The organism is Geodermatophilus sp. SYSU D00691 (assembly GCF_054050275.1).
Window position 1 is genome coordinate 112,943 of sequence record NZ_JBJGYZ010000001.1, and the last position, 23,590, is coordinate 136,532.

A 23,590-nucleotide genomic window follows, 5' to 3' on the forward strand; every position below is an offset into this window, starting at 1 on the left:
AGTCACCCCTGGGGCAGCGCGGCCGGCACCTCCCCCGGCGTCCGGACGACGACGGCGGCGCCCGCCCGCTCCAGCTCACCGGGCGGCGCCGGGCCCCAGCCGGCGCCGATGCACGGCAGCCCGTGCGCGGCCGCGCCGAGGACGTCGTGCGCGCGGTCGCCGACCAGCACGGGCCGCTCGCCGTCCGGGTGCGCGGCGAGCGCGGCGGCCACCACCTGGTCCTTGTGCCGGACGGCGCCGTCGAGCGTCGCGCCGTGCACCGAGGCGAAGAACGGGAGCAGGCCGGTGTGCTCCAGCACGCGCACGGCGAAGGTCTCGGGCTTGCTGGTGGCCACGGCCAGCGTGGCGCCCGCCGACAGCGTGGCCAGGAGCTCGGGGACGCCGTCGTACACGTGCACGTCGAGCAGCGCGCCGGCCGAGTAGTGCGCGCGGTAGGCGGCGACCGCGCGTGGCACGTCGGGGAGCGGCACCCGCAGCACGGTGGCGAACCCGTCCTGCAGCGGCGGCCCGACCATCTGGGTGAGCTGCTCGGTCGTCGGCTCCGGCAGGCCGAGTTCGGCGACGGCGACGCGCACCGAGGCCCAGATGCCCGGCGTCGAGTCGACCAGCGTGCCGTCGAGGTCGAACAGGACGAGCCGGGTCACCGGGCGTGCAACCAGGCGAGCGCGTCCGCGACGGTCTCCACGACGTCCGTCCCGGCCGGCAGCGGCGGGCGGTTCACGACCACCACCGGGATGCCGAGCTCGCGCGCGGCGGTCAGCTTCGCCTCGGTGAGGTGCCCGCCGGAGTCCTTGGTGACGACGACGTCCACCCCGTGCTCGCGCATCAGCGCCAGCTCGTCCTCGACGCTGAACGGGCCGCGCTCCAGGACGACGGTGGTGCGGCCCGGCAGCGGCGGCTCGGGCGGGTCGACCGAGCGGACCAGCACCTCCTGCGTCAGCCCGGCGAAGGCGCCCAGTCCGGTCCGGCCGGTGGTGAGGAAGACGCGCGCGAACCCGGCGACCGCCTCGGCCGCCTCCTCCAGCGAGTCCACGCGGCGCCAGTCGTCGCCCGGCTGCTCGTGCCAGCCGGGCCGCTGCAGCCTCAGGTGCGGCGTGCCGGTGCCGGCCGCCGCCCGCGCCGCGTGCTGGGTGATCGCGGTGGCGAACGGGTGGGTGGCGTCGACCAGCGCGCGCACCGGGTTCGCCCGGAGCCACTCCGCCAGCCCCTCCGCGCCGCCGAAGCCGCCGATGCGCACCTCGCCGGGCGGCAGCAGCGGGTCGGCGGTGCGGCCGGCCAGCGAGCTCAGCACGTCCACACCGTCGGCGGTGAGCGCCTCGGCCAGCCGCCGGGCCTCCGCCGTCCCGCCCAGGAGCAGCACCCGTCCGGTCATCGCAGGTCGCTCCCCCGCCGGGACCGGACACCGCTCCCGTGCGCATCCGGGCGGGATGCGGTGGCTCCGTCACCGCCTCGGTGCGCATCCGGGCGCGTGCGGAGGCCCGCGGCGTCGGCACGGACAATGGCGGTGTGAGCAGGGACGGCGGCGCGGGGCTGCGCTACGGGTGGACGACGGGCGCCTGCGCGACCGCCGCCACCGCCGCCGCCTACACCGCGCTGCTCACCGGGGAGTTCCCCGACCCCGTGCAGATCCACCTGCCGAACGACCGGCACCCGTCGTTCGCGCTGGCCACGGAGTCGCTGGGCGGGGGCACGGCGAGCGCCGGGATCGTCAAGGACGCCGGCGACGACCCCGACGTCACCCACGGCGCCCTGGTGTCGGTGACCGTGACGCACGGCGGGCCGGGCAGCGGCGTGACGTTCCGGGCGGGGCCGGGCGTGGGCACGGTGACCAAGCCGGGCCTGCCGCTGGCGGTCGGCGAGCCGGCGATCAACCCCATGCCGCGGCGGTTCATCGGTGAGCACGTGGCCATGGTGGCCGAGCGGCACGGCGGCAGCGGCGACGTCGTCGTCGAGGTCTCGGTGGAGAACGGCGAGGAGCTGGCCCGGAAGACGTGGAACCCGCGGCTGGGCATCCTCGGCGGGCTGTCGATCCTCGGCACGACCGGCGTCGTCGTCCCGTACTCCTGCTCGTCGTGGATCGACTCGATCCGCCGCGGCATCGACGTCGCCCGGGCCGCCGGCCACCGGCACGTGGCCGGGTGCACCGGGTCGACCTCGGAGCGGGTCGTCACCGAGCTGTACGGGCTGCCCGAGGACGCGCTGCTGGACATGGGCGACTTCGCCGGCGCGGTGCTCAAGTACCTGCGCCGCCACCCCGTGCCGCGGCTGACCGTCGCCGGTGGCATCGGCAAGCTGGCCAAGCTCGCCGACGGCCACCTCGACCTGCACTCCGGCCGCTCGCAGGTGTCGTTCGACTCGCTGGCGCGGCTGGTGCGCGACGCCGGGGGCCCGCCGGAGCTGGTCGAGGGGGTGCGGGGCGCGAACACCGCGCTCGACGCGCTGCAGCGGTGCACCGCCGCCGGGCTGCCGCTGGGCGACCTGGTGGCCGCCGGGGCCTGCGACACCGCGCTCGGCGTGCTGCGCGGCGCCCCGGTGGAGGTGGACGTCGTGGTGATCGACCGCGCCGGCACGATCGTCGGCCGCGCCTGAGCGGAGTCCCACGGCGCGGAAAACGCCGCCCTGGGACTCCATCACCGCTCTCTCGTCGTCGAGTAGAGGTGGCTGTCGGGGAACTGCGCGGCGGTGAGCACGGGGCCGACGACGACCACCGCCGTCCGCTTCACCCCGGCCTCCTCGACCTGCCCGGCGATGTCGGCCAGCGTGCCCCGCAGCACCAGCTCGTCGTCCCGGCTGGCCCGCGCCACGACCGCGACCGGACCGTCCGCGCCGTAGTGCGGCACCAGCTCGGGCACGAGCTCGCGCAGGCGCTGCACCGCCAGGTGCAGCACCAGCGTCGCGCCGGTCGCGGCGTACGCGGCCAGCTGCTCCCCCGCCGGCATCGGCGTCGAGCGCGCCGACGTCCGGGTCAGGACGACGGTCTGCCCCACCCCCGGCACGGTCAGCTCCCGCTTCAGCGAGGCCGCGGCCGCGGCGAACGCCGGCACCCCCGGGACGACGTCGTAGGGCACCCCCGCGGCGTCGAGCCGGCGCATCTGCTCGGCCATCGCGCTGTAGACCGACGGGTCGCCGGAGTGCAGGCGGGCGACGTCGAGACCGGCCTCGTGCGCGGCGACCAGCTCGGCGGTGATCCGGTCGAGGTCGAGGTCCGCGGTGTCGACCAGCCGCGCGTCCGGGCGGGCGGTGTCGAGCAGCTCGCGCGGCACCAGGGCGCCGGCGTAGAGGACGACCGGGCAGGAGGCGATCAGCCGCGCCGCCCGCACGGTGACCAGGTCCGCGGCCCCGGGGCCCGCGCCGATGAAGTGGACGGTCACCAGCGCGTGACGCTCCAGATCGTCACCGGCATGGCGGGCTTCCAGCCGGTGAAGGAGCCGACCGGCTCGGCGCGCTGCACCTCCACGCGCACCAGCTCCCCGCCCACCCGCGCGTGCCAGGTGCCGAGCACCGCCTCGCTCTCGACGGTGACCGCGTTGGCCACCAGCCGGCCGCCGACCGGCAGCGCGTCCCAGCAGGCGTCGAGCAGCAGCGGCGTGGTCAGCCCGCCGCCGATGAACACCGCGTCGGGCTCGGGCAGCCGCGAGAGCACGTCCGGCGCGTGGCCGTGCACCACCCGCAGGTACGGGACGCCGAGCCGGGTGGCGTTGCGGACGATCCGCTCGGCCCGCTCCTGCGCCGCCTCGACCGCGACCGCCCGGCAGGTCTTGTGCGCGCGCATCCACTCGATGCCGATCGACCCCGAGCCGGCGCCGATGTCCCACAGCAGCTGCCCGGGGACGGCGGCGAGCCGGGACAGGGTGATCGCCCGGACCTCCGACCGGGTCAGCTGGCCGTCGGACTCGTAGGCGCCGTCGGGCAGGCCGGGCGTGGTGGGCAGCGGCATCGTGCCGCGCTCGGCCCGGCACTCGACGGCCGTGACCACCAGCGCCGACGCCGGCTGCGACCAGGTCGCCGCGGTGCCCGTGCGGACCTCCTCGTCCGGCCCGCCCAGCCCGCCGAGCACCGTGAGCAGGCTCTGCCCGTAGCCGCGGGCCGACAGCAGCGCGGCCACCTCGGCCGGCGTGCCGCCGTCGGACCCGAGGACCAGCAGCCGGCGGCCCGGCTGCACGTGCGGGTGCAGCAGCTCGATCGGCCGGCCGACCAGGCTGACCACCTCGGTGTCCTCCACCGCCCAGCCGAGCCGGGCGCAGGCCAGCGACACCGAGGACGGCGCGGGCAGCACCCGCACCCGCTCCGGGCCGAGCAGCCGGGTCAGCGTGGTGCCGATGCCCGACAGCATGGGGTCGCCGCTGGCCAGGACGACGACGGCGCGGCCGGCGTGCGTCTCGAACAGCCCGGGCAGGGCCTCGGTCATCGGCGAGGGCCACTGCACCCGCTCGGCGGTGACCGACGGCGGGACGAGGTCGAGCTGGCGGCCGCTGCCCATCAGCACCTCGGCCCGCTCCACCTCGACGCGCGAGGTCGGTGCCAGCCCCTCCCAGCCGTCGGCCCCGATGCCGACGACGACGACGGGCGCGTCGGTGGCGAGCTCGCTCATGCCGGCAGGTCCCCTCTCGGTCCGGCGGCCTCGGCCAGCAGCCGCTCCCGCGTCTCCTCGGGCAGGCGGTCGACGTAGACGGTGCCGTCGAGGTGGTCGACCTCGTGCTGGAGGCAGCGCGCCGCCATGCCCGTCGCCTCGATCGTCACCGGCTGCCCCTTCACGTCCACGCCGTCCACCCGGGCCCGGAAGGCGCGCGGCAGGTCGGCGTACGGGCCGGGCACCGACAGGCAACCCTCCTCGGTGACCTCCTCGGCCGGCTCGCCGCCCACCGGCCCGGGCAGCGTGAGCACCGGGTTCACGACGTAGCCGACGACGTCCTCGCCGTCGGCGTCGGGGCAGTCGATGACGAAGACCCGGGCGTCGACGCCGATCTGGTTGGCCGCCAGCCCCACGCCGTCGGCGGCGTGCATGCTCGCGAACATGTCGAGGACTAGCCGCCGGAGCGCCTCGTCGAAGACGGTCACCGGGGCGCAGGACCGGTGCAGGACCGGGTCGCTGCCGTACGTCACGATCGGCCGGGCGGTGCCGTCGTAACGGCCGGGCAGGCGCATGTCCGCCGATCCTAGGGACGGCCCTCGCGGGCGTGGTCGGCACGATGTGCGGCGTGGGAGATCCGATCGCCGCCGGGCTGGCGCTGGGCGCCGCCGCCGACCTGCTGCTGGCCGACCCCCGGCGGTGGCACCCGGTGGCCGGGTTCGGGCGGCTCGCGCTCGCCCTCGAGCGGCGGGCGTGGCGCAACGGCCGCGGGGCCGGCAGCGCGTACGCCGGCGGGCTGGTCGCCGCCGCCACCGGCCTCGGCGTCGCGCTGGACCGGGCCACCCGCCGGCGGCCGGTCACCCGCGCCCTGGTCACCGCGGCGGTCACCTGGACCGTCCTCGGCGGCACCTCGCTGGGCCGGGCCGCCGGGACCCTGCAGGAGCACCTGGCCGCCGGCGACCTGCCCGCCGCCCGGGCCGCGCTGCCCTCGCTCGCCGGCCGCGACCCCAGCGGCCTCGACGAGCCCGAGCTGGCCCGCGCCACGATCGAGTCGGTCGCCGAGAACACCGCCGACGCCGCCGTCGGCCCGCTCCTCTGGGGCGCGGTCGCCGGGCTGCCCGGCCTGCTGGCCTACCGGGCGGCCAACACCCTCGACGCGATGGTCGGCCACCGCTCCCCCCGGTACGCGCGCTTCGGCTGGGCGGCGGCGCGCACCGACGACGTGCTCGGCTGGCTGCCCGCCCGGCTCACCGCCGCCCTGACCGTGGGCTGCGCCCCGGTGGCCGGGGGGTCGCCGTCCGGCGCCCTGCGCACCTGGCTCCGGGACGGCGCCGCGCACCCCAGCCCCAACGCCGGCCGGTGCGAGGCCGCGACGGCGGGTGCCCTCGGGGTCCGGCTCGGCGGCCGCAACGTCTACGGCAGCCGGGTCGAGGAGCGGCCGGTCCTGGGCTCCGGGCGGCTCCCCGCGGCCGCCGACATCGGTCGCGCCGTCCGCCTGTCGCGGGCGGTCTGGGTCGCCGCCGCGGCGGCCGCGGCCGGCCTCCGGTGGCTCCCGCGGCGCGACGCGCCCGCACGGCTGGCGGTCCCCGGCGACCCGACGTAGCGTCCTCTGCATCGGAGCGGCCGGCCCCTCGCGGGCCGGAGGAGCACGTGCGTCGAGCACACGGCCACGCGGTCCCGTCGGCACCGCCGGTGCGCCTCTGAACAGGAGTACCCGCGATGGTCTCTCCGACCGCTGCCCGCCCCCGCACCGCTCCGCGGCACGCCTCCGCAGCCCCCCTCGACGGCCGTCCACCGGTCGCGCGCACCGAGGCACCGGCCGGGCGGCTCCCCGCCGACGAGGACCTCGTCTCCGCGCTGCGGCTCGAGGTGGACCAGCTGCGCCAGGCCATGGCCAGCCGCGCCACCATCGAGCAGGCCAAGGGCATCCTCATGCTGCTGACGTGCTGCAGCGAGCAGGTGGCCTTCGACCTGCTCGCGCACATGTCCAGCCACACGCACCGCAAGGTGCGCGAGGTGGCCGGCGCGCTCACCGAGTCCGCGTCCGGGAAGACGCCGCTGCCCGACGACATCCGGGCGATCCTGCGTGACGCCTGCCCGCCGTCGCGCCGGATGAGCTAGCCCAGGGCCGCCGTCGGGAGGGTCGCGGCCCGTCCGGGAGAATGCGCACGCCCCCTTCGAGGAGGAGAGAGCGCCGCGTGTTCTACATCCTGGCCCGGTTCGTCATCCGGCCGCTGTTCTGGCTGCTGTTCCGGCCGCACGTCACCGGCCGGGAGCACGTGCCGCTCACCGGACCGGTCATCCTGGCCAGCAACCACCTGTCGTTCATCGACAGCATCGCGATCCCGACGGTCGCCCCGCGCAAGGTGCACTACCTGGCCAAGGCCGAGTACTTCACCGGCACGGGGGTCACCGGGTGGTTCTCCCGCACGCTGTTCAGCGCCCTGGGGGCGCTGCCGGTCGAGCGGGAGACGCACCGTGCCGCGCAGGCCGCGCTGGACACCGCGCTCGGGGTGCTCGAGGACGGCGAGGGCTTCGGCATCTACCCCGAGGGCACCCGGTCGCGCGACGGCCGGCTGGCCCGCGGCAAGACCGGCGTCGCGTGGCTGGCGCTGACCGCCGACTGCCCGGTCGTGCCGGTGGCGGTGGCGGGCACCGAGAAGGTGCAGCCGGTGGGGGCCCGCTGGCCGCGACCGGCCCGCATCACGGTGACCTTCGGCGAGCCGCTGACCTTCCCCGAGCAGAAGGGCATGGCCGGCAACGGGCGCGCCCGCCGGGTGGTGACCGACCGGATCATGCACGCGATCGCCGAGCTGTCGGGGCAGGAGAAGGCCGGGTGGGGCAGCCCGTCGGAACCAGCGGCGTGACGGGCGGGGCGCTGCTCGTCGCCGGGACCACGTCGGACGCCGGGAAGTCCGTCGTCACGGCCGGCATCTGCCGCTGGCTGGTGCGCCAGGGCGTCTCCGTGGCGCCGTTCAAGGCGCAGAACATGAGCAACAACTCGATGGTCACGCCGGACGGCGCAGAGATCGGCCGCGCCCAGGTCATGCAGGCGGCGGCCGCCCGGGTGGCCCCCGAGGCGGCGATGAACCCGGTGCTGCTCAAGCCGGGCGGCGAGAACTCCAGCCAGGTCGTCGTCCTGGGCCGGCCGGTCGCCGACGTCACCGCGCTGTCCTACCGGCCGATGAAGGCCAGGCTGCTCGACACGGTGCTCGGCTGCCTGGCCGACCTGCGGTCCCGCTTCGACGTGGTCGTGTGCGAGGGCGCGGGCTCCCCCACCGAGATCAACCTGCGGGACGACGACATCGCCAACATGGGCCTGGCCACCGCGGCGCAGCTGCCCGTGGTCGTGGTCGGCGACATCGACCGCGGCGGGCTGTTCCCCGCGCTCTACGGCACGGTCGCGCTCATGCCGCCGGCCGACCAGCGGCTGGTCGCCGGGTTCCTGGTGAACAAGTTCCGCGGCGACGTCCGCCTGCTCGAGCCGGGGCTGGCCGCGCTGCGCGGGCTGACCGGCCGGCCCACGCTGGGCGTGCTGCCCTGGGTCGGCGGCCTCGACCTCGACGTCGAGGACTCCCTCGGCGTCGGGGCGGCCGCGCAGCCGGCCGGCCCGCCGCACGGCGAGGAGGTGCTGCGCGTCTCGGTGGCCCGGCTGCCGCGGCTGTCGAACTTCACCGACCTCGACGCGCTGGCCGCCGAGCCGGGCGTGCTGGTCCGCTACGCCACGCGCCCGGAGGAGCTGGCCGACGCCGACCTGGTCGTGCTGCCCGGCACGCGCTCGACCGTCGCCGACCTCGCGTGGCTGCGCTCGTCCGGCCTCGCCGACGCCGTGCTGCGCCGTGCCGCCGCCGGCGCGCCCGTGCTCGGCATCTGCGGCGGCCACCAGATGCTCGCCCGCACCATCACCGACGAGGTGGAGTCGCGCGCCGGCGTCGTCCCCGGCCTGGGGCTGCTGCCGGCCGACGTGCGGTTCGCGCCCGAGAAGACGCTCGGCCGCCCGGTCGGCTCCGCCTTCGGCGAGCCGGTGCACGGCTACGAGATCCACCACGGGCTGGTCACGGTGGACCGGCACTCCGACGACCCACCCGCCCAGCCCTTCCTCGACGGCGCCCGGGCCGGCGCGGTGTTCGGCACGACGTGGCACGGGGCGCTGGAGAACGACGGCTTCCGCCGGGCATTCCTCGCCGAGGTGGCGCGGCTGACCGGCCGGCGGTTCGTGCCCGCGCCGGACACCGACTTCGCCGCCGTCCGGGAGGCCCGGCTCGACGCGCTCGGGGACCTGGTGGCCGAGCACGCCGACACCGACGCGCTGTGGCGGCTGGTCGAGGACGGCGCCCCGGCCGACCTGCCGCTGCTGCCGCCCGGGGCCGGCCGCTAGGGAGTGACGCCGGCGGTGAGCCGGGTGCGGACGTCGTCCGGCCACGGCACCGCGCCGTCCTCGTCGACCGCGACGTAGGTCGTGCGGACGACGCAGCAGACCCGCTCGCCGACCCGGACGGTGAACCGCGCGACCACGCTGGAGCGGCCGACCTTCTCGGTCGCCGACTCGACGGTGACCGTGTCGCCCCAGCGGGCCGGCGAGCTCCACTCGAGGGTGCTGGCCTTGACGACCGGCTCGATCCGGCGGTCCCGGAGCTCCGCCCAGGACACCCCGCTCGACTCCAGCCAGCCGTTGGAGGCCTCGTCGGCCCAGACCAGGTAGTGCGCGTTGAAGACGATGCCCTGCTGGTCGCACTCGACGTAGCGGACCGGGGAGCTCCACGAGGCTGGCATGGCCGGACGCTAGCGTCTCGCCCGTGCAGACCGGCCCCGACGTCCTCGCCAGCTACCAGACCCCGCACCCCAAGGCGAGGGACAAGGAGATCGGTGCGCTCGACGAGCACTGCCGGGCCTTCATCGCGCTGTCGCCGTTCGCGACGCTCGCCACGGCCGACGCCGACGGCTGGCCCGAGGTCTCCCCGCGCGGCGGCGACCCGGGCTTCGTGCACGTGCTCGACGCGCACCGGCTGGTGCTGCCCGACCGGCCCGGCAACAACCGGGTCGAGAGCCTGCGCAACGTCGCCGGCAACCCGCGGGTGGCGCTGATGTTCCTGGTGCCGGGCATCGACGAGACGCTGCGGGTCTACGGCACGGGGTCGCTGGTGGCGGCCGGGGAGCTGGACCTCGACCTCACCGAGTTCGGGCGGGCGCCGCGCTCGGCGCTGCTGGTCGAGGTCCGCTCGGCCTACTTCCAGTGCGGCAAGGCCGTGATGCGGTCGGGGCTGTGGGACCCGGAGCGGCGGGTGGAGCGGTCGGCCTTCCCGACGTTCAGCCAGGTGCTGCGCGACCACTGCGCCGACGAGTCGATGCCGCTGCTCGACACCGAGCGGATGCGGGCGGCGCTGAGCCTGGAGCTGTGAGAACTGTCGCCGGGGACCCCTAGGGTCCGGCGGCATGGCGACCGACTTCCAGGTGGTGATCGACTCCGCCGCGCCGCACGCGCTGGCGGACTGGTGGGCCGAGGCCCTCGGCTGGGAGGTGGAGCCGCAGGACGCGGCGTTCATCCGCCGGATGGTGGACGCCGGTCACGCCACGGAGGCCGACACCGCGACCCACCGCGGGGCGCTGGTCTGGCGGGAGGGGCAGGCGATCACCTCGCCCGACCCCGGGCGGCCGCGGGTGCTGTTCCAGCTGGTGCCCGAGGGCAAGACGGTCAAGAACCGGCTGCACCTGGACCTGCGGGTGGGCGAGGAGCGGCGCGAGGCCGAGATCGCCCGGTTGGTGGCGGCGGGCGCCACCGAGCTGCACCGCGGGACGCAGGGGCCGCACTGGTGGGCGACTCTCGCCGACCCGGAGGGCAACGAGTTCTGCGTCGCGTGACGACAGCGCCGGGAGCATCGCAGCGAGGAACGAGCCATGGTGGCCGCGCTGCAGGGTCCCGCCGCGAGCGTGCGAGCGGTGGGGGGCAGCGTGGTCCTTCCACGGCGCGCGGAGTCACGCCATGGGCGTCGCCTAGGTCGTCAGCTGGCCTTGAGGTCGCGGGCCAGCTTGCGGTAGGCGACGGTCCGCTCGGCCAGCAGCCGGGCTCGTTCCTGCCGGGTCCGGCGTTCGCTACCGAGGTAGCGGGCGTCCTCCACGAGCTGGAAGGCGGCCAGGACGCTCGCCTTCGGCTCACGGGTACGCGGGGCGGCCGGGCGCACGGGTTCGGCCGAGTTCATGGAGCCCCCCTCTCCCGGGGGGCAGGTCAACAGCACCCCGTGCCAGTCATCGTGCCCCCGTATCGGCAGATCGAACCCATCTCGAAACCAATTGGTGTCGGAGTGTCACGTGAGTCTCATGTGACGACGGATCGGGCCGCCCGGCGCCGACCCGCTGCCGAGAAGGCGATCCGTGCACGACATCCGGCACGCCACGCGGTCCGGGCGTGCACGCAACGCCTTCTCGACGGAGCGCCCGCCGTCCGTACGGTGCTCCCCGTGGCCGCTCCCCGCCTGACCCGGCTCGTCCGCACGGTGCTCGGCCGCCGCCGGGCGCCGGCCCGCCGGCCGGATGCGCCGCGGCCGACCGCTCCGCAGCCGCCGCGCGCGGTCGAGCGCGGGCCCGCCCCCGGCGACGAGATCGGCTGGCGCCCCCGGCCGGACGGCGCACCCGACCCCGGCGAGGTCGTCTGGGCGTGGGTGCCCTTCGACGAGGGCGACGGCCGGGGCAAGGACCGGCCGGTGCTGGTCATCGGCCGGCGCGGCGAGGACCTGCTGGCGCTGCAGCTGAGCAGCGTCGACCACGACCGCGACGCCGCCGACGAGGCCCGGTACGGCCGCTACTGGACCGACCTGGGCACCGGCCCCTGGGATCCCCGGGGCCGCCCGAGCGAGGTGCGGCTGGACCGCCTGCTGGTGCTCGCGGTCCCCGGCGTCCGCCGGGAGGGCGCGGCGCTCGACCGCGCGCGGTTCGAGCGGGTGGTCGAGGAGGCCCGCCGCACCCAGGGCTGGTGACGCGCTGGAACGGCCACCCTTCAGGGGCCCGCGCCGAGCTGGTGACGTCCTGGAACGGCCCTCCTGCAGGGGCCCGCCGCGAGCGTGCGAGCGGTGGGGGGCAGGAGGGTCCTTCTAGAAGGGGACCTGCTGGGTGAGCAGGCCGGCACCGCTGCCGCGCCCGGAGAGCACGCGGCAGAACTCGACGGCGTCCATCTCGACGTCCTCGCCGTCCTGCCCGGCGGACCAGGTGCCGCCGGCCGGCCCGGTCAGCCGCAGCCGGTAGGGCCGGCCGTGCCGCTCGGCCCACTCGCGCACCACGTCGGCGACGAGGACGCCGTCGTGGGCCGGGGTGAGCTCGGGCTCGCGCCCGGTCGCCCGGGCGATGTCGACGCGGTGCATCCACGTGTCGCGGGTCAGCACGACGTCGAACAGGAAGCCGAAGCGCCAGCGCTCGGTGTGCACGCCGACGACCTGCTCCTCGGGCAGCGTCAGCCGCCCGATCACCCGCGACAGCCGGCGCCGCCCGCGGACGGCCCGCGGGAGCGCCGCCTCGAAGCGCGCCTGGATCTCCTCCGGCGAGAGGTGGTCGCGCTCGCGCACCTGCAGCCCGGTGAGGGCGTCGATGCCCCCGCCGGCGCGGGCGCTGAGGACGTTCTGCCGCACGGTTTGCCGCAGGAAGGCCACCATCTCGGCCATCCCGAGGACGTGCGCGGCCATCTGCCGGACGTCCCACGCGGTGCACTCGGTGGGCCGCTCCCAGTCGCCGGGATCGAGCCGGCGCAGCTGGGCGGCGAACCGGCCGTACTCGGAGGCGGCCAGCCGCAGGGCCTCGTCGCGGCCGAGCAGCGGCGGGCGGGGAGCGGGTCGGACGGTGGTGCTCGCGGACATCGAGGTCCTCCCGGGGAGGGATCAGGAGCGGAGGCGGGGGCCGCCGTGGTGGGCCAGCCACATGGCGACCACGTCGGGGAGGGCGCTGGTGAACGCGCCGGTCTCGAACGGCTCGCCGGGCCCGTTGGCGAGCTGCTGGCTGATCACGCCGGCCGTGACCGACGTCCAGGTGCGGAACAGCAGGTCGACGTCGGCGCCGGGGTCGAGGACGCCTGCGGCGCGGAGGCCGGCGATCCGCTGCCGGCCCAGGGCCGCCAGCTCGACCGCCGGCGCGTACGCCTGCTCGCTGGGCACGAAGCCGGGCACCGGCCGCCAGAACATCAGCGGCGCGTAGGCGGCGTGCTCGACCGCCCAGCGCACGAACACCTCGGCGTACACGTGCACGTGACGCACGGGGTCGCCGTCACCGAACCCGGCGAGCAGGCCGCGCATCTCGGCCAGCAGCAGCCGCCAGCCGCGCTCGAACAGCGCGTCGTACAGCGCGTGCTTGCCGTCGAAGTAGACGTACAGGGACGGCGGGCGGATGCCCATGCGGCGGGCCACCTCACCGAGCGTGAGCCCGGCGACGCCCTGCTCGCCCATGACCTCGACCGCGACGTCGAGCACCTGCTCGATCGTCTCCTGCCGCCGGCGGTGCCGGCGGTCGAGAGGGGCGGTCGCGCTCACGGCAAGAAGCCTTCTCCTAATGGTGTTAGGAAGTCAACCGGCCGATAGGAAATCGCTTCCCCGTCGCGGCCGGGGTGCGGCACAGTGGCCCGCCGTGGACGACGCCGCGGTGTTCTGGGCCCTGCACTCCGACCTGCCGCGCGAGGGCGTCGGCTCCGACGCGACGACGCGGGAGCTGCTCGCCCTGGTCCGGCCGCTGCCCGGCGACCGGGCGCTGGACATCGGGTGCGGACCGGGGCGCTCCGCCCTCGTCCTGGCCGGGGAGGGGCTGCAGGTCACCGCCGTCGACACCCACGAGCCGTTCCTCGACCGGCTCCGGAGCGCGGCCGCCGACCGCGGGCTCGCCGTCACCGCGGAGCACGCCTCGATGACGACCCTGCCGTACGCCGACGGCGCCTTCGACCTGCTGTGGTGCGAGGGCGCGGCCTACCTCATGGGCGTGGACGAGGCGCTGCGCACCTGGCGCCGGCTGCTCGTCCCCGGAGGCGCGCTGGTCTTCACGGAGGTCGGGTGGACGACACCGTCGCCGTCGGAAGCCGCGCGGGAGTTCTGGTCGGCGTACCCCGCGATGCGGGACGCGGCGGCCACCGTCGCGGCGGCCGAGGCGGCCGGCTACGACGTCCTCGCCACCCGACTGCTGCCCGAGTCCGACTGGTGGGACGAGTACTACGGGCCCCTGGCCGAGCGGATCGCCGCCTGGCCGGACCCCGACGAGGGGACGGCGGCGGCGCTGACGGCCGCCCGCGCGGAGATAGACCTGCGCCGCGAGCACCCCGGCGACTACGGCTACACGGGGTACGTGCTGCGGCGGCGGGAACTCAGTTCGCGCGCTGGCGCAGGTGGTAGACGCCGGTCTGCGCGGTCAGGGACTCGAGGTCGTAGCGGTGGACCACCTTGGGACCGCCGTGCAGGTGCACGTGCGTGATGGTGGGCAGCGGCTGACCGTGGCGGGCCTCGCGGATCTGCACCCGCCCGTCGAGGGGGCCGCCGACGAAGAGCAGGACGGCGTCCTCGTCACCGACCTCGTCGGACACCCACGCGCGCTCGGACAGCTCGACCCCTCCCCTGCTGCGATCCGGACCCACGACAGTAGGCGCGCGATCCTCCCAGGTCACGCCGGCGCGGCTGTCCGCTCCGCCACGCCGCGCCGCTACCGCTCCCCGCGCGGGCGCAGCAGGCGGGCGAGCAGCGGCGCGGAGAACAGCATCACGAACAGCCGCAGCACCTGGACGGCGAGCACGAACGTGGCGTCGGCCCCGCTGCCGGTCGCCGTCGCCAGGACGGCGTAGAGGCCGCCGGGCGTGGTGGCCAGGTAGCCGTCGAGCAGGCCGACGCCGGTCGCGCGCGAGAGCAGCAGGCCGAGCCCGGCGCAGGCGACCACGCTGCCGACGATGAGCGCCACCGCGAGCGGCAGCGCGCGCCCCACCAGCCGCAGGCCGGCGCGGGTGAAGCCCAGGCCCACCTGCAGCCCGATCGCCAGGAAGGCGGCCCACTCCAGCGGCAGGGGCACGGTCGCCCCCTGCGAGACGCCGGTCAGGTCGAGGGTCGCGGCGACCGCCATCGGCCCGAGCAGCGAGCCCACCGGCAGGTGCGCCAGGCGGCCCAGCAGCAGGCCGGCGGCGATGCTGAGGGCGGTGAACAGCAGGCCGCTGGGCCAGCCCGCCCCGTCCTCCGCCGGCGCGGCGCCCACGCCGCCGGAGGCGCCGTAGACCGTCGTCGCCACGATCGGCATCGCGATCAGGACGATCAGGACGCGGATGTACTGCAGGACGGCGACCACCTGCTCGTCGGCGCCGAGGTCGCGGGCCACCGCGGTGATGCCCGAGGCGCCGCCGGCGATCATCGAGAAGGCGCCGGTGACCGGGCTGATGCCGCGCTGCAGGCGCATCAGCTGCCCGGCCACCAGGCTGACCACCAGCGTCCCGAGGGTGACCAGCACGATCGGCAGCCAGTGCTCGGCCAGCGCGCCGAGCGTCTCCGACTCGACGAGGAAACCGACCGAGACCCCGATCAGCGCCTGCGACGCGGTGCCGACCGGCTGCGGGACCCGGTCGGTGTCGCGGCCGAGGAGCGCGCGGGCGAGGCCGGCGACGAGCCCGCCGAAGATCGGCGCGGAGGGGACGCCCGCCAGGTCGAGCAGCAGGCCCGCGAGGGCTCCCACGACGACGACGACTGCCCGGTCCAGCAGCCGCCGTCCCCGTCGTCCCACGCCCTCACTGTGCTCCTGCGACCCCGTCACCCGCCGACGATGCGGCGCAGCTCGGCGACGTAGGCCCGGCCCCAGCGTCGGCCCAGCACGGCGACGGCCAGCTGGGCCGCCGCGGCGTCGCGGTCGAGGGCGTCGTCTTCCATGTCGAGAAGCGCGCAGCATCACTTTCCAACTCGTCGAGACGCAACTTCCGGATCGTCGAGCCATGGGTGGGCTGTCGGCGCGCGGGACGGCCGTGGTCTGATGACCCCCGAACTGCGACGGCAGTGGAGGAAGCCGGTGCGACTCCGGCGCGGTCCCGCCACTGTGAGCCGGTCCCCGCCGGTCAGTCAGGAACTCCCGCCGTCGCTTCCTGCCACCTCCGGGCGTGGACACCCGGGGAGAGGACGCGTGGTCTCTTGACCTACCCCTTCGGCGCCGTCGTCGGCATGGACGACATGCGGCTGGCCCTGCTGCTCAACGCCGTCTCCCCCGCCGTCGGCGGGGTGCTCGTGCGCGGCGAGAAGGGGACGGCGAAGTCGACGACGGTGCGCGCGCTGGCCGCCGTCCTGCCGCCGGTCGACGTGGTCGCCGGGTGCCGCTTCGCCTGCGACCCCGCCGCGCCCGACCCGGCCTGCCCCGACGGCCCGCACGACACCGGCGCCCCCGGGCTCACCCGGCCGGCACGGCTGGTCGAGCTGCCGGTCGGCGCCTCGGAGGACCGCGTCGTCGGCTCGCTGGACCTCGAGCGCGCGCTGACCGAGGGCGTGAAGGCGTTCGAGCCGGGCCTGCTGGCGGCGGCGCACCGCGGCGTGCTCTACGTCGACGAGGTCAACCTGCTGCACGACCACCTGGTCGACCTGCTGCTCGACGCCGCCGCGATGGGCACCGCCTACGTCGAGCGCGAGGGCGTCTCGGTGCGGCACGCGGCCCGGTTCCTGCTGGTCGGGACGATGAACCCGGAGGAGGGCGAGCTCCGGCCGCAGCTGCTCGACCGCTTCGGGCTCACCGTGGAGGTGGCCGCGCCGCGGGACCCCGCCGAGCGCGCGGAGGTGGTCCGGCGCCGGTTCGCGTACGACGCCGACCCGGCCGGCTTCGCCGCCGCGTGGGCCGCCGAGGAGACCGCGCTGGCCGCCCGGATCGCCGACGCCCGCGCCCGCCTGCCGCACGTCGTCCTCTCCGACGAGGCGCTGCGCCAGGTGACCGCGGTCTGCGCGGCCTTCGACGTCGACGGGCTGCGGGCCGACCTGGTGACCGCCCGCGCCGCGATCGCGCACGCCGCCTGGTGCGGGCGCGACGCGGTGACCGAGGAGGACGTGCGGGTCGCCGCGCGCCTGGCGCTGCCGCACCGCCGCCGGCGCAACCCCTTCGACGCCCCCGGCCTCGACGAGGACACCCTCGACCAGGCGCTGGAGAACTCCCGCCCCGACGACCCCGAGCCGCCGGACGACGACGACCCCGACGGCGGGGGGTCCCCGCCCCAGGACCCGCCTTCGGCGCCGGAAGCGGACCCGCCTTCGGCGCCGGAAGCGGATGAGGGATCGTCCGGACCGGCGCCGGAGCGGGCCGCGGTCGACCCGGGCGAGCCGTTCCGCGCCCGCCGGCTCGAGGTGCCCGGCATCGGCGCGGGCGCGGCCGGCCGGCGGTCCCGCGCCCGGTCCGAGCGGGGGCGGGTCGTCGGCTCGACCCGCCCGGCCGGCACCCTGACGAGGCTGCACCTGGCCGACACCGTGCGCGCGGCGGCACCGCACCAGGTGGCCCGCGGCCGCACCGGCCCGGGGCTGCGGATCGCCCGCGAGGACCTGCGGCAGGCGTCGCTGGAGGGCCGCGAGGGCAACCTCGTGCTCTTCGTCGTCGACGCCAGCGGCTCGATGGGCTCGCGCGCGCGGATGAGCGCGGTGAAGGGTGCGGTCCTGTCGCTGCTGCTCGACGCCTACCAGCGCCGCGACAAGGTCGGGCTGGTCACCTTCCGCGGGACGACCGCCGAGCTGGCGCTGCCGCCCACCTGGTCGGTGGAGGCGGCGGCCGCGCGGCTGACCGAGCTGCCGACCGGCGGCCGGACGCCGCTGGCCGCCGGGCTGCTGCGCGCGCACGACACCCTGCGCGTCGAGCGCGTGCGCGACCCGCAGCGGCGGCCGCTGCTCGTCGTCGTCACCGACGGGCGGGCCACCGGTGCGCGCGGCGGCGACCATCTCGGCCGGGCGCACGCCGCGGCCGGGGTGCTGGCCGCCGAGGGGACCGCCGCCGTCGTCGTCGACTGCGAGTCCGGGCCGGTCCGGCTGGGGCTGGCCGGCACGCTCGGCACCGCGCTCGGCGCGCAGACGCTGCGCCTCGAGGAGCTGGCCGCCGACGCGCTGGCGGCCACGGTGCGCAGCGCGCGGAAGGCGGCCTGACGTGCCGCAGGGGGTCCCCACCGTCGTCCCGGAGGACGGGCTGACCACGCGGCAGCGGCGCAACCGGCCGCTCCTCGCCGTGCACACCGGCGAGATGAAGGGCAAGTCCACCGCCGCGTTCGGCATGGCCATGCGGGCCTGGAACCAGGGCTGGCCGATCGCGGTCTACCAGTTCGTCAAGAGCGCGAAGTGGAAGGTCGGCGAGGAGAACGCGCTGACCGCGCTGGGCCGGCTGCACGAGCAGACCGGCGAGGGCGGCCCGGTGGTCTGGCACAAGATGGGCTCGGGCTGGTCGTGGTCGCGCCGCCAGGGCACCGAGGTCGACCACGCCGCCGACGCCGCGGAGGGCTGGGCGCAGATCAAGCGCGACCTCGCCGCCGAGGCGCACCGCTTCTACGTCCTCGACGAGTTCACCTACCCGCTGAAGTGGGGCTGGGTCGACGTCGACGACGTGGTGACGACGCTGCTCGGGCGCCCCGGCAACCAGCACGTCGTCGTCACCGGCCGGGACGCGCACCCGAAGCTGGTCGAGGCCGCCGACCTGGTGGTCGAGATGACCAAGGTCAAGCACCCCATGGACGCCGGCCAGAAGGGCCAGCGGGGGATCGAGTGGTGACCCTCCCCCGCGTCGTGCTCGCCGCGCCGTCGTCCGGCGCGGGGAAGACGTCGATCGCGACCGGGCTGGTCGCCGCCCTCGCCGCGCGCGGGCTCGCGGTGAGCCCGCACAAGGTGGGCCCCGACTACATCGATCCTGGCTACGCGGGTCTCGCCGCCGGCCGCCCGGGCCGCAACCTCGACCCGTGGCTGGTCGGCAAGGAGCGGGTCGCGCCGCTGTTCCTGCACGGCGCCCGCGGGGCGGACGTCGCCGTCGTCGAGGGCGTGATGGGGCTCTTCGACGGCGCCTCCCACCCGTCGGTCGAGCCGGGGTTCGCCTCGACGGCGCACGTGGCCGCGCTGCTGCGGGCGCCGGTCGTGCTGGTGGTCGACGCCTCCTCCCAGGCCCGCAGCGTCGCGGCGCTGGTGCACGGCTTCGCCACCTTCGACCCGGGCGTGCGGATCGGTGGCGTCGTCCTCAACCGGGTCGGCAGCGACCGGCACGAGGCGATCCTGCGCGACGCGCTCGACGCCGCGGGCGTGCCGGTGCTCGGCGCGGTCCGCCGGCTGCCCGAGCTCGCCACGCCGTCGCGGCACCTGGGCCTCGTGCCGGCGGCCGAGCGCAGCGCCGAGGCGGTGGCCACGGTCCGGTCGCTCGGCCAGGTGGTCGCTAGGTCGGTGGACCTCGACGCCGTCCTGCGGCTCGCCGGGTCGGCCCCGGCGCTCGACGCCGCCCCGTGGGACCCGGCCGCCGAGGTGACGCCGGTCGAGGGGCGGCCGCGGATCGCCGTCGCCGGCGGCGCCGCCTTCACCTTCGGCTACGCCGAGCACGCCGAGCTCCTGGCCGCGGCCGGCGCCGAGGTGGTCACCGTCGACCCGCTGGCCGACGAGGCGCTGCCCGAGGGCACCGCCGGCCTGGTGGTCGGCGGCGGCTTCCCCGAGGTCTACGCCGCGCAGCTGTCGGCCAACACCGGGCTGCGCGCCGGGATCGGCGAGCTGGCCGCGCGCGGCGGGCCGATCGCCGCGGAGTGCGCCGGCCTGCTCTACCTCGCCCGCAGCCTGGACGGCGTCCCGATGTGCGGGGTGCTCACCACCGACGCGGTCATGACGCCGAAGCTCACCCTGGGCTACCGCGCGGCCGTCGCCCCGGTGGGCTCCGTGCTGGCGGCGGCCGGCACCCGCGTGCGGGGGCACGAGTTCCACCGCACCGCGTGCACGCCGCCGGCCGGGACGCACCCCGCGTGGCAGTGGTCGGCGACCGCCCGCGAGGGCTTCGTGACGACGAGCGTGCACGCCTCCTACCTGCACCTGCACTGGGCGGGCAGCCCGCAGCTCGTCGAGCGCTTCGTCGCTGCGTGCGCGGCCGCCGACCGGACCGGAGAGGAGCACGCCGGTGCACATCGCTGAGGGGTTCCTCCCCGAGGGGCACGCGCTGGGCTGGACGATCGCGGCCGCGCCGTTCGTCGTGCACGGCGCCCGCGCCGTAGTCAAGGAGGTGCGCGAGCACCCCGAGTCGACCCTGCTGCTCGGCGCGGCCGGGGCGTTCACCTTCGTGCTGAGCGCGATCAAGCTGCCCTCGGTGACCGGCAGCTCCAGCCACCCGACCGGGACCGGCGCCGGCGCGGTGCTGTTCCGGCCACCGGTGATGGCGTTGCTCGGCACGGTGGTCCTGCTGTTCCAGGCGCTGCTGCTCGCCCACGGCGGGCTGACCACGCTGGGGGCCAACGCCTTCTCCATGGCGGTGGTCGGGCCGTGGGTGGGCTACGGCGCCTACCGGCTGGTCCGGGCGCTCGGCGGCGGCCTGCTGCCGGGCGTCTTCGTCGCCCTCGCGCTCGCCGACCTCGCCACGTACGTGACAACGTCGCTGCAGCTGGCGCTGGCCTTCCCCGACGCCGAGAGCGGCTTCGCCGGCGCGGTCGTCAAGTTCCTCGGCGTCTTCGCCTTCACCCAGCTGCCGCTGGCGGTCGGCGAGGGCCTGCTGGGCGTCCTGCTGTTCCGGGTGCTGCTCGCCAACGCCCGGCCCGACCTGGAGCGGCTCGGGGTCGTCCGCCCCGAGCAGGAGGAGGTCCGGTGACCCGCCGCCGCCTGGTCACGGTGCTGCTCGTCCTCGGCGTGGTGGTGCTGTTCGCCGTCCCGCTGGCGCTCAACCGGGGCCGGTCCGAGTACGCCGGCAGCGACAGCCAGGCCACCGAGGCCGTCGCGGAGACCGGCTACGAGCCGTGGTTCGAGTCGCTGTTCACGCCGTCGTCGCCGTCGGTGGAGTCGGGGCTGTTCGCCGTCCAGGCGGCGGTCGGCGGTCTCGTGCTCGGCTACGTGCTGGGCCGGCTGCGCGGCCGCAGGCAGCCCGCGAAGCCCGCCGCCGACGCCGACGAGCAGGCGGGACCGTGACCGGTCTCGCCGTCGACGACGCGGCCTGGGCGAGCGCCTGGCGCCGCCGCTCCCCCACCGACAAGCTGCTGCTCTGCGTCGGGCTGGTCGTCTGCGCGCTCGTCCTCCCGGTCTGGCCGGGCAGCGTGCTGGTGGGGCTGACCGCCGTCGTCCTGGCCCTCGGCCCGGCGCGCGTCCCGGCGCGCACGTTCGGCCGGGCGGTGCGCTGGCCGCTGGCGTTCGTCGCGATCGGCGCGCTGACCGCGGTGGTGCAGGTGGACGGCGACGGCGTCGGCTGGGCGCCCGACGCCGCGGTCCGGGCCGGCTCGCTGGTCGGGCACTCCCTGGCCGGCGGGGCCGCCGTCCTGCTGCTGGCCACCACCACGCCGATGTCCGACCTGCTGCCCGCGCTGCGCCGGCTGCGGGTGCCGGCGGCGGTCGTGGAGGTCGCCGGGGTCACCTACCGGCTGCTGTTCGTGCTGCTGACCAGCCTGCGCACGATCCGCGAGGCGCAGACCGCGCGCATGGGCTACTCCTCGCTGCGCCGCTCGTACCGGTCGTCGGGGGCGCTCGCCGCCGCGGTGCTCACCCACTCCTGGGACTCGGCCCGCCGGCTGCAGGAGGGGCTGGCCGGGCGCGGGCTGGAGACCGGCCTGCGGGTGCTGCCCGAGGCCCTGCCCTCGTCCCGGCTGTTCCTGGCCGCGACCGCGGTCGGGCTGGCGGCCCTGGTGTCGGTGTCGGTGGTGGTCGCGTGAGCCACCGGACGCTCGTCGCGCACGACCTGGTCGCCGGGTACGAGCGCGGCCGCCGGGTGCTCGACGGCGCCTCGCTGACCGTCCCCGCCGGGCGCCGGCTGGCCGTCCTCGGCGCCAACGGCTCGGGCAAGACGACGCTGCTGCGCTGCCTCTCGGGGGCGTTGAAGCCGGTCTCGGGCGCGGTGACGGTCGACGGCGTCCCGCTCGAGCACACGCGCCGCGGGCTGCGGGCGCACCGGCAGGAGGTGCAGCTGGTCCTGCAGGACCCCGACGACCAGCTGTTCTCCGCGTCGGTGGCGCAGGACGTCTCGTTCGGGCCGGTGAACCTGGGGCTGCCCGAGGACGAGGTCCGCGAGCGGGTGGCCGAGGCGCTCGCGCTGCTCGCCGTCGACGCGCTCGCCGGCCGGCCCACCCACCAGCTCTCCTACGGCGAGCGCAAGCGGGTGGCGATCGCCGGCGCCGTCGCCATGCGCCCCTGCGTGCTGCTGCTCGACGAGCCCACCGCGGGGCTGGACCCCTCCGCCGTCGCCGAGGCGCTGGCCGCGCTCACCCGGCTGCAGGCCGCCGGGTCCACGGTGGTGATGAGCACGCACGACGTCGACCTGGCGCTGCGCTGGGCCGACGAGGTCGCCGTCGTCGTCGACCGCCGGGTCGTGCAGGGCGACCCGGCGGAGCTGCTCGGGGACGACGGCCTGCTCGTCCGCGCCCGGCTGGACCGCCCGTGGGCGCTGTCGGTCGGCGCGCGGCTGCGCGAGCTCGGCCTGCTGCCCGACGGCGCCCTCCCCCGGGACGCCGCCGCGCTGCTGGCCGCGCTGCCCGAGCGGCCCGGGGTGCCGACGTGACGACCGTCGGGGTGGGCGCCTCGTCGGGCGTGACCGCCGACGAGGTGCTGGCCGCGGTCGAGGCGGTGCTGCCCGCCGGGGCCCGCGGCGTCCGGCTGGCGACGCTCGACGCGCGGACGGCGGTCGTCGCGGCGGCCGCGGCGCTGCGGGGGTGGCCGGTCGTGGCGTACCCGGCCGCCGAGCTGGCCGCGGTGCCCGTGCCGGCGCCGTCCCCGGTCGTGGCGACGGCGGTGGGCACCCCGTCGGTGGCCGAGGCGGCCGCGCTGCTCGGCGGCGGGCGGCTCCTCGTCGGCAAGACGGTGGTGGGCCGGGTGACCGTGGCGGTCGCGTCGTGAACCCCCTCGACTTCCATGGCGACGACGAGCTGGCGCCGGGCCTGGTCGACCTGGCGGTGAACGTCCGCAGCGGGGCACCGCCGGAGTGGCTGCGCACCGCGCTGCGGGACGCCCTGGACGACGTCGCCGCCTACCCCGACGCCCGGCCGGCGCGCGAGGCCGTGGCGGCGGCGCACGGGCGGCCGGTGGACGAGGTGCTGCTCACCGCGGGCGCCGCCGAGGCGTTCGTGCTGCTGGCCCGGGCGGTCGCGCCGCGGCGCGCGGTGGTGGTCCACCCGTCGTTCACCGAGCCCGAGGCGGCGCTGCGGGCCGCCGGGCACCCGGTCGAGCGGCTGCTGCTGGAGCCGCCCGGGTACCGGTTGCGCGCCGTCCCCCAGGACGCCGACCTCGTGGTCGTCGGCAACCCGACCAACCCGACGTCGGTGCTGCACCCGGCGTCCGACGTCGCGGCGCTGGCCCGGCCGGGGCGGGTGCTGCTGGTGGACGAGGCCTTCGCCGACACCGTGCCCGGGGAGCCGGGGTCGCTGGCCGGGCGGCGCGACCTGCCCGGGCTGCTGGTGGTGCGCAGCCTGACCAAGACGTGGGGGCTGGCCGGGCTGCGGGTGGGCTACGCGCTGGGCCCGGCCGACCTGGTCGCGGCGCTGGCCGAGCAGCAGCCGCACTGGCCGGTGTCGACGCCGGCGCTGGCCGCGCTGGTCGCCTGCAGCACCCCGGCCGCGCGCGCCGAGGCCGAGGCGGCCGCGGACGAGCTCGACCGCGCCCGCAAGGCGCTGCTCGCCGTCCTCCCCGACGTCGTCGAGGTGGTCGGCGAGCCGCGCTCGTCGTTCGTGCTGCTGCGCGTGCCCGACGGCGGGCGGGTGCGCGCGGAGCTGCGGTCGGCCGGCTTCGCGGTGCGCCGCGGCGACACCTTCCCGGGCCTGTCGGCCGACCACCTGCGGGTCGCCGTCCGCGATCCGGAGACCTCCCGTGCGTTCGCCGAGGCGCTCGCTGGGATCCTTGACCGGACCCGCACTCCCGAGGAGCACCGCTGAGCACCCTG

General features: G+C 76.8%; 29 protein-coding genes and 1 riboswitch. Of the genes, 18 read left to right on the forward strand and 11 right to left on the reverse strand.

Features of this window, described 5'->3' with window-relative positions; translation table 11 throughout:
• Positions 1-2: 2 nt before the first annotated feature.
• Positions 3-644 carry an HAD hydrolase-like protein gene (locus ACI797_RS00545; protein ID WP_456856131.1) on the reverse strand — a complete coding sequence of 214 codons (642 nt, stop codon included), beginning with the start codon at positions 642-644 and terminating at the stop codon, positions 3-5.
• Positions 641-1,372: a cobalt-precorrin-6A reductase gene (locus tag ACI797_RS00550; protein ID WP_456856133.1), complete on the reverse strand. Its 732-nt coding sequence runs from the start codon at positions 1,370-1,372 to the stop codon at positions 641-643. Before ACI797_RS00550 ends, ACI797_RS00545 begins: the two co-directional genes overlap by 4 nt.
• A 134-nt stretch (positions 1,373-1,506) precedes the next feature.
• On the opposite strand from ACI797_RS00550, the gene ACI797_RS00555 reads away from it, so the two are divergent.
• A complete protein-coding gene (locus ACI797_RS00555) occupies positions 1,507-2,589 on the forward strand; it encodes a cobalt-precorrin-5B (C(1))-methyltransferase (protein WP_456856135.1) in 1,083 nt (360 codons plus the stop codon).
• Positions 2,590-2,630: 41 nt separating this feature from the next.
• On the opposite strand, the gene cobM is transcribed toward ACI797_RS00555, so the two are convergent.
• The 3 genes from cobM to def are packed head-to-tail and all read right to left on the reverse strand — an operon-like array spanning position 2,631 to position 5,145.
• Positions 2,631-3,371, reverse strand: coding sequence for a precorrin-4 C(11)-methyltransferase (cobM, locus tag ACI797_RS00560; protein WP_456856137.1), 741 nt, complete (start codon positions 3,369-3,371; stop codon positions 2,631-2,633).
• Entirely contained in the window at positions 3,368-4,591 is a 1,224-nt protein-coding gene (cbiE, locus tag ACI797_RS00565) for a precorrin-6y C5,15-methyltransferase (decarboxylating) subunit CbiE (RefSeq protein WP_456856139.1), read from the reverse strand. The genes cobM and cbiE overlap by 4 nt, the downstream gene beginning before the upstream one ends.
• Complete coding sequence (gene def / locus ACI797_RS00570) at positions 4,588-5,145, reverse strand: peptide deformylase (protein ID WP_456537924.1); 558 nt, start codon at positions 5,143-5,145, stop codon at positions 4,588-4,590. The genes cbiE and def overlap by 4 nt, the downstream gene beginning before the upstream one ends.
• 53 nt (positions 5,146-5,198) lie before the next feature.
• Here def and ACI797_RS00575 point away from each other — a divergent pair, with 53 nt between their 5' ends.
• From ACI797_RS00575 to ACI797_RS00590, 4 genes are all read left to right on the forward strand, one after another.
• Entirely contained in the window at positions 5,199-6,173 is a 975-nt protein-coding gene (locus tag ACI797_RS00575) for a cobalamin biosynthesis protein (RefSeq protein WP_456856140.1), read from the forward strand.
• 116 nt (positions 6,174-6,289) lie between these two features.
• Positions 6,290-6,691: an ANTAR domain-containing protein gene (locus ACI797_RS00580; RefSeq protein WP_456856142.1), complete on the forward strand. Its 402-nt coding sequence runs from the start codon at positions 6,290-6,292 to the stop codon at positions 6,689-6,691.
• Positions 6,692-6,768: 77 nt separating this feature from the next.
• Positions 6,769-7,437: a lysophospholipid acyltransferase family protein gene (locus ACI797_RS00585; protein WP_456856145.1), complete on the forward strand. Its 669-nt coding sequence runs from the start codon at positions 6,769-6,771 to the stop codon at positions 7,435-7,437.
• Positions 7,407-8,948 carry a cobyric acid synthase gene (locus ACI797_RS00590; RefSeq protein ID WP_456856148.1) on the forward strand — a complete coding sequence of 514 codons (1,542 nt, stop codon included), beginning with the start codon at positions 7,407-7,409 and terminating at the stop codon, positions 8,946-8,948. Before ACI797_RS00585 ends, ACI797_RS00590 begins: the two co-directional genes overlap by 31 nt.
• Here ACI797_RS00590 and ACI797_RS00595 read toward each other — a convergent pair.
• Positions 8,945-9,343, reverse strand: coding sequence for an acyl-CoA thioesterase (locus ACI797_RS00595; protein WP_456856150.1), 399 nt, complete (start codon positions 9,341-9,343; stop codon positions 8,945-8,947). The genes ACI797_RS00590 and ACI797_RS00595 overlap by 4 nt on opposite strands.
• 23 nt (positions 9,344-9,366) lie before the next feature.
• On the opposite strand from ACI797_RS00595, the gene ACI797_RS00600 reads away from it, so the two are divergent.
• Positions 9,367-9,969, forward strand: coding sequence for an MSMEG_1061 family FMN-dependent PPOX-type flavoprotein (locus ACI797_RS00600; protein ID WP_456856152.1), 603 nt, complete (start codon positions 9,367-9,369; stop codon positions 9,967-9,969).
• Between the two features lie 34 nt (positions 9,970-10,003).
• Entirely contained in the window at positions 10,004-10,429 is a 426-nt protein-coding gene (locus tag ACI797_RS00605) for a VOC family protein (RefSeq protein ID WP_456856154.1), read from the forward strand.
• A gap of 140 nt (positions 10,430-10,569) precedes the next feature.
• On the opposite strand, the gene ACI797_RS00610 is transcribed toward ACI797_RS00605, so the two are convergent.
• Positions 10,570-10,767 (reverse strand): hypothetical protein, encoded by a 198-nt coding sequence (locus ACI797_RS00610; RefSeq protein WP_456856157.1) that lies wholly within the window; start codon positions 10,765-10,767, stop codon positions 10,570-10,572.
• 258 nt (positions 10,768-11,025) lie between these two features.
• Between ACI797_RS00610 and ACI797_RS00615 the strand changes: the two genes are divergently transcribed.
• A complete protein-coding gene (locus tag ACI797_RS00615; protein WP_456856159.1) occupies positions 11,026-11,541 on the forward strand; it encodes a type II toxin-antitoxin system PemK/MazF family toxin in 516 nt (171 codons plus the stop codon).
• A gap of 114 nt (positions 11,542-11,655) precedes the next feature.
• Here the strand turns inward: ACI797_RS00615 and ACI797_RS00620 are convergent, their stop codons facing one another.
• Both ACI797_RS00620 and ACI797_RS00625 read right to left on the reverse strand, forming a co-directional pair.
• Positions 11,656-12,411 (reverse strand): maleylpyruvate isomerase family mycothiol-dependent enzyme, encoded by a 756-nt coding sequence (locus ACI797_RS00620; protein WP_456856161.1) that lies wholly within the window; start codon positions 12,409-12,411, stop codon positions 11,656-11,658.
• Positions 12,412-12,432: 21 nt separating this feature from the next.
• Positions 12,433-13,077 carry a TetR/AcrR family transcriptional regulator gene (locus ACI797_RS00625; protein ID WP_456856163.1) on the reverse strand — a complete coding sequence of 215 codons (645 nt, stop codon included), beginning with the start codon at positions 13,075-13,077 and terminating at the stop codon, positions 12,433-12,435.
• A 94-nt stretch (positions 13,078-13,171) separates the two neighbouring features.
• Here ACI797_RS00625 and ACI797_RS00630 point away from each other — a divergent pair, with 94 nt between their 5' ends.
• Positions 13,172-14,002: a class I SAM-dependent methyltransferase gene (locus ACI797_RS00630; protein ID WP_456856165.1), complete on the forward strand. Its 831-nt coding sequence runs from the start codon at positions 13,172-13,174 to the stop codon at positions 14,000-14,002.
• On the opposite strand, the gene ACI797_RS00635 is transcribed toward ACI797_RS00630, so the two are convergent.
• Positions 13,896-14,162, reverse strand: coding sequence for a hypothetical protein (locus ACI797_RS00635; RefSeq protein WP_456856167.1), 267 nt, complete (start codon positions 14,160-14,162; stop codon positions 13,896-13,898). The genes ACI797_RS00630 and ACI797_RS00635 overlap by 107 nt on opposite strands.
• Before the next feature lie 65 nt (positions 14,163-14,227).
• Positions 14,228-15,286 carry an AbrB family transcriptional regulator gene (locus ACI797_RS00640; protein WP_456856170.1) on the reverse strand — a complete coding sequence of 353 codons (1,059 nt, stop codon included), beginning with the start codon at positions 15,284-15,286 and terminating at the stop codon, positions 14,228-14,230.
• Positions 15,287-15,530: 244 nt separating this feature from the next.
• Positions 15,531-15,647: riboswitch (cobalamin riboswitch) on the forward strand.
• A 37-nt stretch (positions 15,648-15,684) separates the two neighbouring features.
• On the opposite strand from ACI797_RS00640, the gene ACI797_RS00645 reads away from it, so the two are divergent.
• From ACI797_RS00645 to cobC, 9 genes are read left to right on the forward strand one after another with little or no spacing between them, the layout of a single operon-like run.
• Positions 15,685-17,658, forward strand: coding sequence for a putative cobaltochelatase (locus tag ACI797_RS00645; RefSeq protein WP_456856173.1), 1,974 nt, complete (start codon positions 15,685-15,687; stop codon positions 17,656-17,658).
• A gap of 1 nt (position 17,659) precedes the next feature.
• Positions 17,660-18,274, forward strand: coding sequence for a cob(I)yrinic acid a,c-diamide adenosyltransferase (gene cobO, locus ACI797_RS00650; RefSeq protein ID WP_456856176.1), 615 nt, complete (start codon positions 17,660-17,662; stop codon positions 18,272-18,274).
• The gene (locus ACI797_RS00655) at positions 18,271-19,659 is read left to right on the forward strand and encodes a cobyrinate a,c-diamide synthase (RefSeq protein WP_456856180.1); all 1,389 of its coding nucleotides are present in this window, start codon (positions 18,271-18,273) and stop codon (positions 19,657-19,659) included. Before cobO ends, ACI797_RS00655 begins: the two co-directional genes overlap by 4 nt.
• A complete protein-coding gene (locus tag ACI797_RS00660; protein WP_456856183.1) occupies positions 19,646-20,326 on the forward strand; it encodes an energy-coupling factor ABC transporter permease in 681 nt (226 codons plus the stop codon). Before ACI797_RS00655 ends, ACI797_RS00660 begins: the two co-directional genes overlap by 14 nt.
• Positions 20,323-20,640 (forward strand): energy-coupling factor ABC transporter substrate-binding protein, encoded by a 318-nt coding sequence (locus ACI797_RS00665; protein ID WP_456856185.1) that lies wholly within the window; start codon positions 20,323-20,325, stop codon positions 20,638-20,640. The genes ACI797_RS00660 and ACI797_RS00665 overlap by 4 nt, the downstream gene beginning before the upstream one ends.
• A complete protein-coding gene (gene cbiQ, locus ACI797_RS00670; RefSeq protein ID WP_456856187.1) occupies positions 20,637-21,374 on the forward strand; it encodes a cobalt ECF transporter T component CbiQ in 738 nt (245 codons plus the stop codon). The genes ACI797_RS00665 and cbiQ overlap by 4 nt, the downstream gene beginning before the upstream one ends.
• Positions 21,371-22,216, forward strand: a complete 846-nt coding sequence (locus ACI797_RS00675) for an energy-coupling factor ABC transporter ATP-binding protein (protein ID WP_456856189.1) — start codon at positions 21,371-21,373, stop codon at positions 22,214-22,216. Before cbiQ ends, ACI797_RS00675 begins: the two co-directional genes overlap by 4 nt.
• Positions 22,213-22,551 (forward strand): cobalamin biosynthesis protein, encoded by a 339-nt coding sequence (locus tag ACI797_RS00680; protein WP_456856191.1) that lies wholly within the window; start codon positions 22,213-22,215, stop codon positions 22,549-22,551. Before ACI797_RS00675 ends, ACI797_RS00680 begins: the two co-directional genes overlap by 4 nt.
• Positions 22,548-23,582 carry an Rv2231c family pyridoxal phosphate-dependent protein CobC gene (gene cobC / locus ACI797_RS00685; RefSeq protein WP_456856193.1) on the forward strand — a complete coding sequence of 345 codons (1,035 nt, stop codon included), beginning with the start codon at positions 22,548-22,550 and terminating at the stop codon, positions 23,580-23,582. Before ACI797_RS00680 ends, cobC begins: the two co-directional genes overlap by 4 nt.
• Positions 23,583-23,590: the final 8 nt, after the last annotated feature.